The organism is Leptolyngbya sp. AN02str, from assembly GCF_050565595.1.
Classification (GTDB): domain Bacteria; phylum Cyanobacteriota; class Cyanobacteriia; order Elainellales; family Elainellaceae; genus Kaiparowitsia.
The window spans coordinates 34,234-46,908 of the sequence record NZ_JBNXVR010000027.1 but is presented as its reverse complement, the minus strand read 5'-3'; the positions used below and the strand labels follow the sequence as shown (position 1 = coordinate 46,908).

Here is a 12,675-nt window from a genome sequence, read left to right as displayed (position 1 = left end):
GGGGTGTATTCCATAGGCTCTTACGTATTCTGGTTAGCTCGGCCATCGATGGATGCTGACGGAGACATCAGTCCCGTAAAACCCCCGTTTTTAACCTCATATAAACCCTTTGAGATATAGAGCAATCTACCTGCACCCTTGTACCCTGCTTGAATGCTACTCTAAGAGGGCTTCGCTTAACTATGTGGTGTAAATTGCCGCAAAATCGGCAAATTTTCGCGTCTACCTCTGTTTTTGGCACCCTTGCTTGAGCATGCATCCATTTTAGATTTAGCTGGACTCAGTTTCCTGAGAGCGACCCGCGATTTCCGCAGACTATTGACTTGAACTAGGATTTCTCCAAAAGGCTCTAGCTGCAGAGCTAAAATGACAGAGCAGATCCATGTTGCTCGCCATTACCGCCCAGTTGTGCCTTCAGAATCAGAGCTTTCCTATCCGACTCTTTCCCAACCCTATCCTTTGATTCGTACGCTGCGACCTGGCGATGTGGATGCGATCGCCGATATTCTGGCGAGTAGTTTTCATCCTCAGGCGGGGCTGGGCGGTTGGCTCTATCCATTGCTGCGGTTGGGGATTCGAGAAGATTTGAAATCGCGCCTTAATCAACGGGCGTCAACCTATGTGTGTTTGGTTGCTTTGCAACGGGCAGAGGCCACGTTGGATTCTTCTCCATCTGCCGCTGCTACAGAACCCAGTACCGATGGCATGCAGCGAGTAGACCAGCCAGTAGGGACTGTCGAAATGACCTTGCGATCGCCCACAACACCTATCTGGCAAACTTTTGGCCGTCGCTATCCCTATGTATCGAACCTGGCAGTTGCCCAGGCGGGCCGACGCAAGGGCGTGGCGGAACGACTGTTGCGATCGAGCGAACAGGTTGCCCTGTCATGGGGCTATCGCGATGTGTATCTGCATGTTTTGGAAAATAACGAACCAGCGCGATCGCTCTATACCAAATTGGGCTATGAGACGGTTCGAGTTGAGCCTGACTTCATCTCAGGACTGTTGGGGCAGCCTCGACAGATACTGCTGCACAAGCCGCTTGTCAACCCTCAATCGGCATAGCTTCACCATCTCTTCATAAAAGAAGTTGTCTTCTTTGCAATGCTCTAAACCACCCCCGAGGAATTGCAATCCCTCAGTTCCCTTGCTCTAGAATGAAAATAATTGAATTAAGTACACCTCCTCAACTGTCTTTCTGATTTGGGGGCTTGATAAGAATTTGAGTCACTCCATTCAGATGCCTGCTCATTTCCTGAATCTCACTCAGCCGAGCGCTAACTTGATTGGTTTTGCTCTTTTAGTTTCGTTTTCTCACCAAGTTCTGGGAAGTCTGTATTTAAGGTGATAGATTGAGCGCGGTATCGATCAACTTGCATCTCCGGTTTAAGGCTGTCAACAGTGTTGATTCGTAGGCTCTGGTGGGAATTTGCCTTATGGTTTTGAATCATGTTCGTTAGAATGGATAGCGACAACCAGCAGCACCACCTAACCGTTTCTAATAGCGGTTATTGTCTCAGTGAAATTGGGGAGAGTGGAGTTGCGTATTCAACAGCCCAAACGGTGGTCGGTTTTGGAGCTCAGGCCTTGGCAATGCAAGCTGTGCAGAGTGGCGGTGTTGACCCAGCAGAACCGGCTGATTTATCAAGTCCCGAGGCGATCGCTCGTTCGATTCGCGCTGGACATCTGCTTGTTGTAGATAAAAAGCGTCGCAACGGACTAATTATCTGCAAAGAATTTCATGCCGAGTTTGCTGGGCCAGGGGCCGCAGTCGGTGGGTGCTTTGATGAAGACTGCAAAGCGGTGATTGTGATTGGCGATCTGTCTCTCTCGCGGCCTGCTACCGCAGAAGAACGCCAAGAGGCGTATATGATTCGCCGACAGTGGATTCGGCTGGCGCAGCAATTTACCGATGCATCGCAGCCTAGCGAACGAGCCCGCATGATTCTAAACCAATTTGAAATTTACTTTGATGCAGAGACCGTGAACCGGGTCCCCGATGATGCTTTGGCGATGCTGGTTGGTGTATTGCCAACAACGGTGCGGCTGGCTCGGCGTCCACCCGGAAGGCTGACGCTCAAAGTTCGGGCTTAATGGACGACTCACTCTGCGTGTGACTGGGAAGGTGGCTGTAGCCAGCGGTTCCTAGTACCATCATTACTCGAAAGATTTGCTGCGATCGCGCCATTGCAGGATGTGGTACTCGCTTGCCCGTTCAACTAATAGGGTTGGGGCTGCGGCTTCTGTGAGTGTTGCGATCGCCAGGAATCGCTGAGTTTTATCTTCCAACTCGCTATACAACAAATCTCCATTGGTTTGTAGGATAAACGTTTTGGATGATAGGAGCGCTGCTGGTTCTGCCTCAGTTGATGTGGCGGCGAACGTTAGCTCTGATGACTGTAGAGTGGGCATTGTCCCAGAAATCACTGCTTCGGGAGTGACATCCCCTGTCACATCAAGATACTGGACTGTCCAATTGCCGAGCATGGCCAGTAGTTCGTGGGGTTGGCTACGAGTTAGGTCTACCTCGCCCTGCTGACGAAACTCCTGCACCAAACTGAAAATGATGAGCGAAGCTTGTTCCGGGGCTTGATCCGACAAGGCTTGCAGCGTCATGGAGCTGCCTGCAACCAGGTTCAAGGTATTGGGTGCGATCGCCAACAAGGGTTTATTTTGATGCTCTGGCGGCTGTAAATCGCCCAGAGCCAACAGCGAAATGGTTCCGTTGTGCCACTGCACGGCGTGCACCGGTGCCCGCAAATATTGCAATTGTTCTTGGGCGTTCCAAAAAGCAAGTTGCAGGTCTGTGTTGGTTTGTAAACCTAGCAAAGTCCACACATAGCGAGCGGTTGCGCCATTGGCTGTGACCGCTTCAAAGGGCGATTGCACCCACCGTTGTCCGTTGTAAAATCCGTCCAACTCAATTCGATACCAGGCTTGGTTTGAGTTGGCAGTGGGCAACGCTGCCCCAGTCGGAGTTCGCCATTCCTTCGGGTTAATGCGAGTGAGGGGACGCGCTACCCCATACAAACGACTGACATAGGTTGGGAGGTGTTCCAGGGCAACCGGGGTGTTATCTAATTCTTGCATCAGGGTTTGCACGGCAGAAGATTGGCCTGTAGTCGCTTTTGCTCCTTCTCGGTTCAACCAGGCGATCGCGGCTGCTCGTCCCTGGCGGGCATAGACAATCATGCCGCCCCAGCGTTGTACATCGAGCCGCCCAGGGCTGACTCGCTCTGCGGCTTGCACCCGCTGCCAAATGCGGTTCTCATCGCTTTTCAGCAGGTTCAAAATATCAGATCCCTGCGCGATCGCCGTTCTGAGCATGGCCCAAGCTGCCTCCCATCGGCCATCGTAAATGAGAGCCGTAATTCGCTGCGTTGCACTGGCCCAGTCTTGATCTGCCTGTGCCTTGGTAAAGGCGGCGTGCATGGCGATCACATCCAGTTGGCTCTGAGCCCTAGGAGACCAGCGATCGCCCAAGCGTAATTTTGCCTGCTGGATCACTTCCAATGCCGGAGTCCACAATCCAGCACGGGCTAGCACCAGTGCACTTTCGTAAGAGTTGTGCTTCAGCACCGTTTCCTGCATGGAAATCGGCATCAGCTCGATTGGATCGGCCACCGTTTTGGGCAATTTTGCCTGATAGACTAAAAACCGAGGTTCAATTCCCACGGTTTGCTCAATCACTAATTCGGGCATGGGCTCATCCGTCACCGCTTGCCAGCGCGGCAACTTGCCTGTGGTGCTAGCCCAAGGCATTAACAGCTCTAGCTTTTGGCGATGGGGATCGTAGCGGCCAATATGTCCATAAAGCAACTGGTTATTGCCACGACGCTCGGTTCCACTCAGCAAAAACCAGGCTCCAGCATCGAGTTTTTGACCCTCTAGCAGCTGCGCTTTGTGCAAAGGCAACTGACGCGAGGAGCCTTGCGCAACGGATGATGCATGGGTCCAGGGAGAAATGATAAATGACTCGTCTGGCCCTTTAACTCCCAGGCGATCGCCCAAGCGATAGACCTCGCCTCGACGGCCCTCTTCAGCGTGGTATACCCGCAATTCTTCAACCCGGCCACAACCCGTCGCGTAAACGCAGTTTGACCCATTCGACAAAACCGGAACCAGCACGGTGCGGTTGGGCTGATCCTGGGATCCCAATGGCAGCGGATCGCCGAGCGCAAACCCCTGTCGCTGTGCTTCGGCTTGCAGTTGTACCAGGGGCTTGGGAGCCAGATCTTGATACAGGGCGGCTTCGCGGCTCCATTCTGGAAAAAGCCAGCTCAACCAAGGGACCGAACCCGGATTAATCACCAGCCAAAAGGCATACCAACCAGAGCTGATTACTGCACTTCCCACCCCCAACCACAGCAGGAGAACCAACAGCGGCGAGAGCGATCGCACCGATGGCAACCGACGTTTTCGCGGGGGGGATGAAGTCTGAGATGGACGAGGTAGAGGCTGGTTTTTTGCCTGAGATGGGGGATGCTCTGTCCGGCGTGTGGGAGGTCGTTTGCGGCTAAAAGGTCGTTTGGGGCTATTTTGAACGGGAGACTCTGGGCTGGAGGTGGTGGCTGTAGAGGTGGTATGAGTGCGGCGATTGTCGGATGCGGCGGCGGCGCTGGGCTGCGAAGTGTGGAACTTGGCGGTGGTAGGCAGCGGGGTGGACGCAACGGGCTGTGGGGTTGTAGGCGATCGCTCGGTAGTGGAGATCGGTTCGGCACTCGGCTGGATGGGCTGGGTGTTGACCGGAGGCTGTGCGATGGAATGGGTAGCAGCTTTTTTGAAGGGTGCAGATTTGGGCGGAGTGCGCCAGCGTGATTTGGGAGCTACCCACACATTCACTTTGATCCGACCGGGGTTTGGGGGGTGGTCGGATGCTGCATGATCGGATGCTGTATTGGAGGATTCAAAGGAGGAGGGATGCTCCGGTTTGTTCATAACCCGTCTCAGTCACGTGCGTTCGACCGCAGGGTGGATGCGAACCTGGCTTGGAGTTGGTATCTGCAGGCATTCAAGTCAGGTCAACTGGGCTTCGAGTTTGGTCATCGTGCGCTCGCACGATGGCTCTACATCACCAAAATCCCTGCGGTCGAATGTGCCCTGAACATTTGTGTCCTGTTGCCCAAATTAGCAATCTGTGCCGAATTAGCGATTTGAGCAGAGCGATCGCGCTGTCGTTGCCTGAGTTTCCATGCCAAGGTCACTTATCCCTCAAATCCTAATCGCCAATGGCCGAAAACGGTCTATATTTTTGATGAATCTTGGTGAAACGCTCGAATTGCGTGCTCTAGTACTTGCTCATAGGCTTGCCCTGCCTGCTGCCAGGTGTACTGCTGCTCAATGAGCGATCGACCCTGCTGGCTAAGCTGCTGCCTTAATGAGCGATCGCTAAACACCATGGCGATCGCGTGCAAATAATCCTGTTGTGTGTTGGCTCGCAGCGCGGCCAGCGGATGTGGCCCATCAACGGGCAAGCCCTCCAATGCGCGATCGCTGCCGATGACGGGCACGCCTGCGGCCAAGGCTTCCAGCGTTTTGTTTTTTATGCCAAATCCAGTCCTTAAGGGCAAGATACAGGCCATGGCATGATGTAATTCATCCACAATGAGGGGAACGCGCCCTGTCACCCGAATGCCGGGTTGCTGAGCCAGAGCTTGAATTCGTGAAGTCGGGCGATCCCCCACAATGGTTAGCTCTAGATGCGAAAAGCGCGATCGCAACTCAGGCCAAACCTCTGCCACAAACCAGCTCATCGCATCCACATTGTGATCGGCATCCATCGCCCCTACAAAGACAAGGCGCGGCTCCTCCACATCGTGCGATCGCCTGGGAAACAGGCTCAGATCGACTCCATTCGGCACCACCGATATGGGTAACTCAGAACACAGGGCACATCCCTGCTGGCGATCGGTTTCGGTTGTGACTACTGCATGGACAAACTGGCGGGCAAACCGACGCTCATAGCGTTCCACAATCGGAAGGGTGAGGCGATCGCGCCATGGATGCTCCGACGCCCCCATCGCCAACTGATTGCGCAACCATCCCGAGCCAAAGCTATGGGCATTCAGCACCGCTGGAATGGGCCAGTCTTCTCGGCGTGGCACATATACCGCATTCACACCATGTTCACAGGTCACAACATCAAATGCCTGTTGCTGCACCTGCGCCTCTACCCAAGAGGCCAAATCGGGATGAAAGCGATGCAGCACATTCACCGGAGTGCCGAGCCAGGCCGAATGGACATAGCGCCGCAGCTTATGCCACCCCCGACCTGACTGGTACGAAACCAATGGCATGGGAAACACAACGAGCTGTGCAACGACTTTCCCCAACTGCGCTTGGTCAACCGCACTCACGGTAGGGCTTGCCTGAGTCACCAACGTCACGGGATGGTGTTGCCCCAAATGCCGAGCCAAATGAAACGTCCGCATCTCCGTTCCACCCAAGCTCGGCGGATAGGGAAACGTGGAAGACAGCATGAGGATGCGCAAGGAAACTCAGCCAGAACGATAGGTTTTCGATTTGCGGGTGCCGATGAAACTTGGAGCTTCCGCCTCTCCCCCCGGCAACCGCTACACCATGACCGCAGATGTGTTGTTTTGAACCAACTCTACATCTTGAGCTTGCCAAACGGTGCCATCCAGGGCCATTTGTTCAATTAAGCTAGCCAAGCGTAATGCTTTAAGCGCCTGCTCACCCCCAACCGATGGCGGATTTCCACCCCGCACACAGGTGACAAAGTGCTCTAGCTCTGCATGCAAGGGCTCAATGTTGCTGGTATATACCTTTTCGATGAGGCCATCCTGGCGATACAGGACTTGGCCGTAGTCTGTACGGCAGTTTGCAGTAGTTTGACGGTGAATCAAAATTTCGTTGTTGAGGAAGTCGGCTTCGGTGAGGGAGTTGCGGCAATGGGCCGAAATCCGCCGAATTTTGCGATGGGTGACCTTGCTAGCGGTAAGGGTGGCAACGATGCCGTTGGCAAAGCCTAGGGTGGCTGTGACGTAGTCTAGGTAGCCAGAATCCGAAGCGCGACTACCGCTGGCTGATAGACGCACCACATGCGAGCCTGCCAATTCCAACAGTAGGTCAATGTCGTGAATCATCAGATCCAGAACGACCGACACATCGTTGGCGCGCATGGAATAGGGACTCATGCGGTGAGCTTCGAGCGCCAAAATCTCTTCGGTCTTCAGGACCTTGCTGAGTTCTTGGAAGGCGGGGTTGAACCGTTCGATGTGCCCAACTTGGAGGATACAGTTTGTTTCGGCAGCAGCGTTCACCAGAGATTCGGCTTCGGCAATGCTGGCAGCAATGGGCTTTTCGATGAGCACATGCACTCCTGCTTGTAGGCAGGCCATGCCAACCGGATGGTGTAGGCGCGTTGGCACGGCTATACACACGGCATCAACTCGCTCAATCAGCTCGTGATAGTCTTCAAAAAATCGAACTCGATATTTGCCAGCGGTATCCAGGCCCCGCTCGACGTTGACATCAGATACGCCAACCAGTTCTACATCTTTGAGTAGGCTGAGCACACGGGTATGATGTTGACCCATGTTGCCAACCCCGATCACGCCGACTCGAATGGGTTCACGCTGTTGCATAGCACTTGCTGCCGTAGATGCTTGTTGCACGCCTGTTATTGCTCCTACACACCAGGGAAGTTGCGATCGCTACTCCAGCAAGGGCAGCGATGGGAATCTTAAAGAAACATTTAGAAATATTTATGAATAACCTTGAAGCTAGTCTAGCTTTATCCTATCAAGCGTTTGGCATTATTCTGTGTGCGAAATTCAATCCTTGCAGAGGCTTATGTGTCAGTTTTTCCCCTGTCCTGTAAATGGAGTTGAGTTTGTTCGTTACATAGCTTTAAGCTAACCTCACTTCAGGAATCGGTGACCTGGTCTAATATCGATATAGTGTCTTTTGCCGTTGGTCCATGCCGCTGACAATTCTTGTAGTGGATGACGATTTGGGAACACGGCTCTCGATTGGCGATTATCTGGAGCTGTCGGGTTATATCGCACTCATGGCAGAGAATGGGCAGGCAGCTCTGAGTATGGTGGATGAGCATAAGCCCCATTTGGTCATTACCGATGTGATGATGCCTCAAATGGATGGATTTGACTTGGTTCGCCAAATTCGTCGGCAGCCTGAATTTCGCTTGTTGCCTGTGATCTTTTTATCGGCTCGCACCAATACCGAGGAGCGAATTCGGGGCTATCAGCTTGGGGGCGATGTGTATTTGCCAAAACCCTTTGAGCTGAGCGAATTGGGAGCTGTTGTTCGCAATCTTTTAGAGCGATCGCAGTTGATTGAGTCTGAGTGGCGACAGCGATCGCATCCTACCGATGTCAATACGCGAATTTCGCCCTATGCCAATGAAGCCGAAATTGATGCCCGTGCTTTAGCAGTGGCGATTGCCCTAGAGCTGACCGCTCGGGAAAAAGGGGTGCTAACGTTACTTTCCGATGGCTTATCAAACGCTCAAATTGGTGATCGCCTGCATTTAAGCCCGCGCACGGTCGAGAAATATGTCAGCAGCCTATTACGCAAGACTGACACCAACAACCGGGCAGAACTGGTTCGCTTTGCCGTATCGCATCACTTGGTTGAATAGCTTTGCCCATGGCGCATTGACCGATAGGCTGCACCAAGTCCCATGGTGTGAATCATTCGCTTTCATTCTCCGCAAGTTTTTACTCCAAGTTTTTACTCCACTTCGCTCAGTGGCGATCGCCTGCATCCTCTTCAATCGAACCCTGTGCGATCGTCCTGCCGAAAAATCCAGGGTACCCTAGTGCTTAGTGTCTACTTTTTGTAGATATTGCGCCTACGCCTTTTGATGTGATTTGTATACTTGAGTCTCATGCTGTCGCTTCAGGATTATCGCAACCTACTCAACCGCAGATTTCTGAACAATGCCTTTCCGGTGCCCCCAACCAACCAGTTCAACATGGGCACGCTGGCACCCCCCTTTGAGCTGTTGAATGCAGCAACCAAGGAAAAAGTTCGCCTGTTGGATTATGTTGGCAAGCGGGCGATTTCCAAACCCGCAGGCCGTAAGGCTGTCGGCCTGCAACCTGCGACCAAATCGGCTGAGGAGCTGGGTACTGTAGAGACACCCGCCGTCTCAGAATCACAACTTGCAATTCCGGAACCGGAAAGCAGACCCAAGCAACCGATCTTGCTGTGCTTTACCCGCATCTTTACCGAAAAGGTGTATTGCCCACTGTGCCATCCCCACATCATGGCGCTCAATCAGCAGTATGAGGAATTTGTAGCACGGGGTACCGAAGTTCTGATGATCACCAGCACCGATCTCGTTCAAACTCAGACGGTGATTCAAGATTTAGGGCTGAAGATGCCGGTGCTGAGCGATCCAACCTGTCGGACCTTTCGGCTGTATCAGGTGGGGCAGGCTTTGGGAGCGCCGCTGCCAGCCCAGTTTTTGATCGATTCGGCAGGGCGCATGCGGTTTCGGCACCTATTTTCGTTTTTAGAACCGAATGCCAGTGTTGAGCGGCTCTTGGTCGCGGTTGATCGCCTCAAACCGCAGCCTGAGGCGATCGCAACAACCCCTCAGCCCAAGGTTCAAACGGCTACTGGCTGATGGCTCCAACGATGAGTGGCGGCCGCAATGCGCTGGCCATATTGTTCTGCCGTCAGGCGATCGCCCGAATCCAGTTCTGCGGGTGATCCGTCCATGGTAGGAGTGGCTTGCCCCATCACCCCCAAATAAGATCCCAATCGGTTCAGGCCATCGTCTTTGCCAAGGTAGTTACTGGGCAAGTCGCCAAAGCCAATCCACACCATAGCCTGCTGTGCTGCATAAACCGATAAGTAAATCAAGGTTCCTTGCTTATCTCCACTGAGCGAGCCAGAGTGAGTAAAGCCGCCAGCGATCTTATCCTTCCACTGCTGGCCAAACCAGGCCGAGCTGCCCGCATCTAAAAATGCCTTGAACTGCCCTGCCACACCACCCATATAGGTTGGCGTGCCAAACACAATGGCGTCGGCCTGGTTGAGCGCTTCCATAATTTCGGTATTTTCCCAGCGGCCATTCACGATATGTTCGCCAGTAATTCGAAGCAGCTTCACCTCGGTATCGGGCACTTGTCTTGCACCATGGGCAACCGCCTCGGCCATGAGATGGGTATGCCCCGAGCCCGAAAAGTAAACAATTGCGACAGTCGCCATAGGTTTTCCTTTGATGAAATAGGGAGTTGATTGGATTCTTGCAACGGTCACCGCATCACTTAGACCTTTATTCTCAGGCGATGCCTGCCGGTATGGAGTACAGCACACCAACTGCACCTGCCTGAGATGTTTCGTTTTGCAACTGGGCGTCGGCTGACCGTGACTTTATGTGCGTACTAGCAGATACTAAAAGTAACTACTTACTTAAGTAAAGTAGACACCTTAAAGTAACTAAGGAAAACTCTAGGCAGATCAAGCCATTGAGGCGATCGCTCAGCCTCTCTATGTCCACTTCGTTTGATTGCTGTTTCGGTACCTATGGCGTCCTCTAAGCATGTATCACCTTGCCCGGTTGGCAAACTCATGGATGTTTTGTCGGGGCCGTGGACGATGTATTTGCTGTGGGTTTTGTCTACGCAAGGCCCTACCCGCTTTGGTGCCCTTAAGCGCCGCATTGAAGGAATTTCTACCAAAATGCTGACCGAGCGGTTGCGGATGCTGGAGCATGAAGGCATTGTGTATCGCCACTACGAACCCACCGTGCCACCCCAAGTCACCTATGGGCTGACCGAGCGCGGACACGAACTGTTTGGCGTGCTAGACCAACTCAATGATTTGGCTGTGCGCTGGTACGGCGATCAAAACGCAGCTTCGAAGGCATCCTAACGAGTTTGTGGCATGTTCTGGTGCTGTGTTCTAGGGTTCAAGCCGTTCTCTTGGGTTAAGTTCCCAGCGATTTAGGCGAATTTAGGAGAGCTTCATAGAATCTAAAAGAATGGCTAAAGCTTTGTCTTCACTGGGGTTGACCTGGCGATCGAGCAGCGCAATACTTACCGCCTTGGGAAGCGCGATCGCCGCCAGATCTGGCTCCAACCCTTCCATCAACATATCTAAATCTTGCGGAATCTTGAGCGCCGAGCGAATGCCCATCAGGGTGTCGTCATCAAACCCAAGCAGCATCAATTGCGGATGCAACGCATCCCAACTGATCGGCTCATGGGGATTCCCAACCTGAATCACATAGGCCAGCAGCCGCACTAGCTTACTGCGTTGCTGTGCGCTCAGCTCCATACCCGCCCCCACCGGAGGCACTTCTGCCTTGCCCTGGTGCAAATTTTTCAAAATTTGCTGCCAATCGTGGGGATCGCAGGCCTCCGGTTTGCCAACGGTTAGCGAAACTTGAATTTGATTAGAGGCTGCATCTAAATGGGTGACTCGGGCCTCGACACCCAAAAAGCCAAGCCATTGGGCAATGGTGTTGACGAGGGTGGCGCGAGTGGCCTGACTGTTGGCAAGAAGGCGAAGCTGAGTTCGCACCATAGGGCGCACAATCTGACTAAGCATAAAACGTCCTTGAGAGATGAAGCGCGAGAGAATCGGAAGGCCAATCGAGAAATCAGATTTTGACCCTAGAATAACGAATCTGCTTCGTTCGGCAAGTCAGCCCACTCATCTTTTCAAGAATTGCGGACAAAACAGCGCCCCATGCTCAGCATGAGGCGCTGTTTTGTCCGCAATTCGTTTGTGCTGTTTACACCGTAAATGTGAGAAATGGGGGCCTAGTCATCGGCTAGACTTTGGCCTCTTGCGCTTTGAGATATTCTGTATTGACTCCCGACTCGCGCGCGAGCGAAATTTTTCCGGTACGGGCAATTTCGCGAATTCCAAAGCGGCTGAGCAACTGCTCGATCGCCACCATTTTGCCCGGATCGCCCACCACTTCCAGCGTTAGCGAATCGTCTCCTACATCGACAACCCGTGCCCGAAAGATTTGGCTGAGTTCAATAATTTCGGAGCGGGTGGCGCTGGTGGCATTCACTTTCATCAGCATGAGCTCTCGCTCTACGCAAGGTGTTTCGCTTAAGTCTTGTACTTTGAGGACGTTGATGAGTTTGTAGAGCTGTTTGGTGAGCTGCTCAATGGCGCGATCGTCGCCGGGAACAACCATGGTTAGGCGAGAGACCCCGGACTGTTCGGCTGGGCCAACAGCCAAGCTTTCGATGTTGAATCCACGGCGGGCAAACAACCCGGTGATGCGGGTTAATGCACCCACTTCATCCTCGACTAAGACTGAAATTGTGTGCTTCATGGCTAGGGGAGATGGAAATCTGGATGGATTGATGGGCTGGTAAACCGGATCTCTGATTTTATCTTGATTGCCGTCCATTCGGTCGGGTGGGATGGGGGTTTCCAAGCAAGCGATCGCACTACTAGGTTGGCGATCGCCCCCAAAAAGGCAAGAATCGGCCTTTTTCCCAAACTGTTCTCGGCACAAAATTATGGGCTGAGATGATGGGCTTAGAGATGGACTGAGACAGCGAGCGATCTCGATTGACGACAGACGATAGCAATAGCTGGTTGTGTTTCACACCCATCCACAGGTCTAGAACATTACCCAATAGCTTTAATCTTTTGGAGAAATGCTCGGATTTGGTCAGCAGCGTATGATGATGAGAAAAACGGTTGTGCATG

At 53.0% G+C, this 12,675-nt stretch carries 12 protein-coding genes; 5 read left to right on the top strand and 7 right to left on the bottom strand.

Annotated features, from left to right (window positions below; translation table 11 throughout):
• The first annotated feature begins 366 nt into the window (after positions 1-366).
• Positions 367-1,065 carry a GNAT family N-acetyltransferase gene (locus ACQ4M4_RS18945; protein ID WP_430686018.1) on the top strand — a complete coding sequence of 233 codons (699 nt, stop codon included), beginning with the start codon at positions 367-369 and terminating at the stop codon, positions 1,063-1,065.
• 396 nt (positions 1,066-1,461) lie between these two features.
• Positions 1,462-2,094: a hypothetical protein gene (locus tag ACQ4M4_RS18940; protein WP_430686017.1), complete on the top strand. Its 633-nt coding sequence runs from the start codon at positions 1,462-1,464 to the stop codon at positions 2,092-2,094.
• 63 nt (positions 2,095-2,157) lie between these two features.
• Here ACQ4M4_RS18940 and ACQ4M4_RS18935 read toward each other — a convergent pair whose 3' ends face one another.
• From ACQ4M4_RS18935 to ACQ4M4_RS18925, 3 genes are all read right to left on the bottom strand, one after another.
• The gene (locus ACQ4M4_RS18935) at positions 2,158-4,938 is read right to left on the bottom strand and encodes a hypothetical protein (protein WP_430686016.1); all 2,781 of its coding nucleotides are present in this window, start codon (positions 4,936-4,938) and stop codon (positions 2,158-2,160) included.
• A 305-nt stretch (positions 4,939-5,243) separates the two neighbouring features.
• Entirely contained in the window at positions 5,244-6,479 is a 1,236-nt protein-coding gene (locus ACQ4M4_RS18930) for a glycosyltransferase (RefSeq protein ID WP_430686015.1), read from the bottom strand.
• Between the two features lie 93 nt (positions 6,480-6,572).
• A complete protein-coding gene (locus ACQ4M4_RS18925) occupies positions 6,573-7,637 on the bottom strand; it encodes a Gfo/Idh/MocA family oxidoreductase (RefSeq protein ID WP_430686014.1) in 1,065 nt (354 codons plus the stop codon).
• 305 nt (positions 7,638-7,942) lie between these two features.
• Between ACQ4M4_RS18925 and ACQ4M4_RS18920 the strand changes: the two genes are divergently transcribed.
• On the top strand, positions 7,943-8,623 hold the full coding sequence (locus ACQ4M4_RS18920) for a response regulator transcription factor (RefSeq protein WP_430686013.1): 681 nt from the start codon (positions 7,943-7,945) through the stop codon (positions 8,621-8,623).
• A gap of 249 nt (positions 8,624-8,872) precedes the next feature.
• On the top strand, positions 8,873-9,616 hold the full coding sequence (locus ACQ4M4_RS18915) for a redoxin domain-containing protein (RefSeq protein ID WP_430686012.1): 744 nt from the start codon (positions 8,873-8,875) through the stop codon (positions 9,614-9,616).
• On the opposite strand, the gene ACQ4M4_RS18910 is transcribed toward ACQ4M4_RS18915, so the two are convergent.
• Positions 9,598-10,203, bottom strand: a complete 606-nt coding sequence (locus ACQ4M4_RS18910; RefSeq protein WP_430686011.1) for a flavodoxin family protein — start codon at positions 10,201-10,203, stop codon at positions 9,598-9,600. The two genes, ACQ4M4_RS18915 and ACQ4M4_RS18910, sit on opposite strands and share 19 nt — an antisense overlap.
• A 318-nt stretch (positions 10,204-10,521) precedes the next feature.
• Here ACQ4M4_RS18910 and ACQ4M4_RS18905 point away from each other — a divergent pair, with 318 nt between their 5' ends.
• Positions 10,522-10,869: a winged helix-turn-helix transcriptional regulator gene (locus ACQ4M4_RS18905; protein ID WP_430686010.1), complete on the top strand. Its 348-nt coding sequence runs from the start codon at positions 10,522-10,524 to the stop codon at positions 10,867-10,869.
• 81 nt (positions 10,870-10,950) lie between these two features.
• On the opposite strand, the gene ACQ4M4_RS18900 is transcribed toward ACQ4M4_RS18905, so the two are convergent.
• The 3 genes from ACQ4M4_RS18900 to ACQ4M4_RS18890 form a co-directional block, all read right to left on the bottom strand.
• Positions 10,951-11,547, bottom strand: coding sequence for a hypothetical protein (locus ACQ4M4_RS18900; RefSeq protein ID WP_430686009.1), 597 nt, complete (start codon positions 11,545-11,547; stop codon positions 10,951-10,953).
• A gap of 226 nt (positions 11,548-11,773) precedes the next feature.
• On the bottom strand, positions 11,774-12,292 hold the full coding sequence (gene ilvN / locus ACQ4M4_RS18895) for an acetolactate synthase small subunit (protein ID WP_430686008.1): 519 nt from the start codon (positions 12,290-12,292) through the stop codon (positions 11,774-11,776).
• Positions 12,293-12,413: 121 nt separating this feature from the next.
• On the bottom strand, positions 12,414-12,674 hold the full coding sequence (locus ACQ4M4_RS18890) for a hypothetical protein (protein WP_430686007.1): 261 nt from the start codon (positions 12,672-12,674) through the stop codon (positions 12,414-12,416).
• Position 12,675 lies beyond the last annotated feature (1 nt).

Excerpts from the sequence above, each read along its gene's own strand:
- ACQ4M4_RS18945 (WP_430686018.1), top strand. The coding sequence starts at position 367 with ATGACAGAGCAGATCCATGTTGCTCGCCATTACCGCCCAGTTGTGCCT.
- ACQ4M4_RS18910 (WP_430686011.1), bottom strand. The coding sequence starts at position 10,203 with ATGGCGACTGTCGCAATTGTTTACTTTTCGGGCTCGGGGCATACCCAT.
- ACQ4M4_RS18905 (WP_430686010.1), top strand. The coding sequence starts at position 10,522 with ATGGCGTCCTCTAAGCATGTATCACCTTGCCCGGTTGGCAAACTCATG.
- ACQ4M4_RS18920 (WP_430686013.1), top strand. The coding sequence starts at position 7,943 with ATGCCGCTGACAATTCTTGTAGTGGATGACGATTTGGGAACACGGCTC.
- ACQ4M4_RS18930 (WP_430686015.1), bottom strand. The coding sequence starts at position 6,479 with ATGCTGTCTTCCACGTTTCCCTATCCGCCGAGCTTGGGTGGAACGGAG.
- ilvN (WP_430686008.1), bottom strand. The coding sequence starts at position 12,292 with ATGAAGCACACAATTTCAGTCTTAGTCGAGGATGAAGTGGGTGCATTA.
- ACQ4M4_RS18915 (WP_430686012.1), top strand. The coding sequence starts at position 8,873 with ATGCTGTCGCTTCAGGATTATCGCAACCTACTCAACCGCAGATTTCTG.
- ACQ4M4_RS18890 (WP_430686007.1), bottom strand. The coding sequence starts at position 12,674 with ATGCACAACCGTTTTTCTCATCATCATACGCTGCTGACCAAATCCGAG.
- ACQ4M4_RS18940 (WP_430686017.1), top strand. The coding sequence starts at position 1,462 with ATGGATAGCGACAACCAGCAGCACCACCTAACCGTTTCTAATAGCGGT.
- ACQ4M4_RS18935 (WP_430686016.1), bottom strand. The coding sequence starts at position 4,938 with ATGAACAAACCGGAGCATCCCTCCTCCTTTGAATCCTCCAATACAGCA.
- ACQ4M4_RS18900 (WP_430686009.1), bottom strand. The coding sequence starts at position 11,547 with ATGCTTAGTCAGATTGTGCGCCCTATGGTGCGAACTCAGCTTCGCCTT.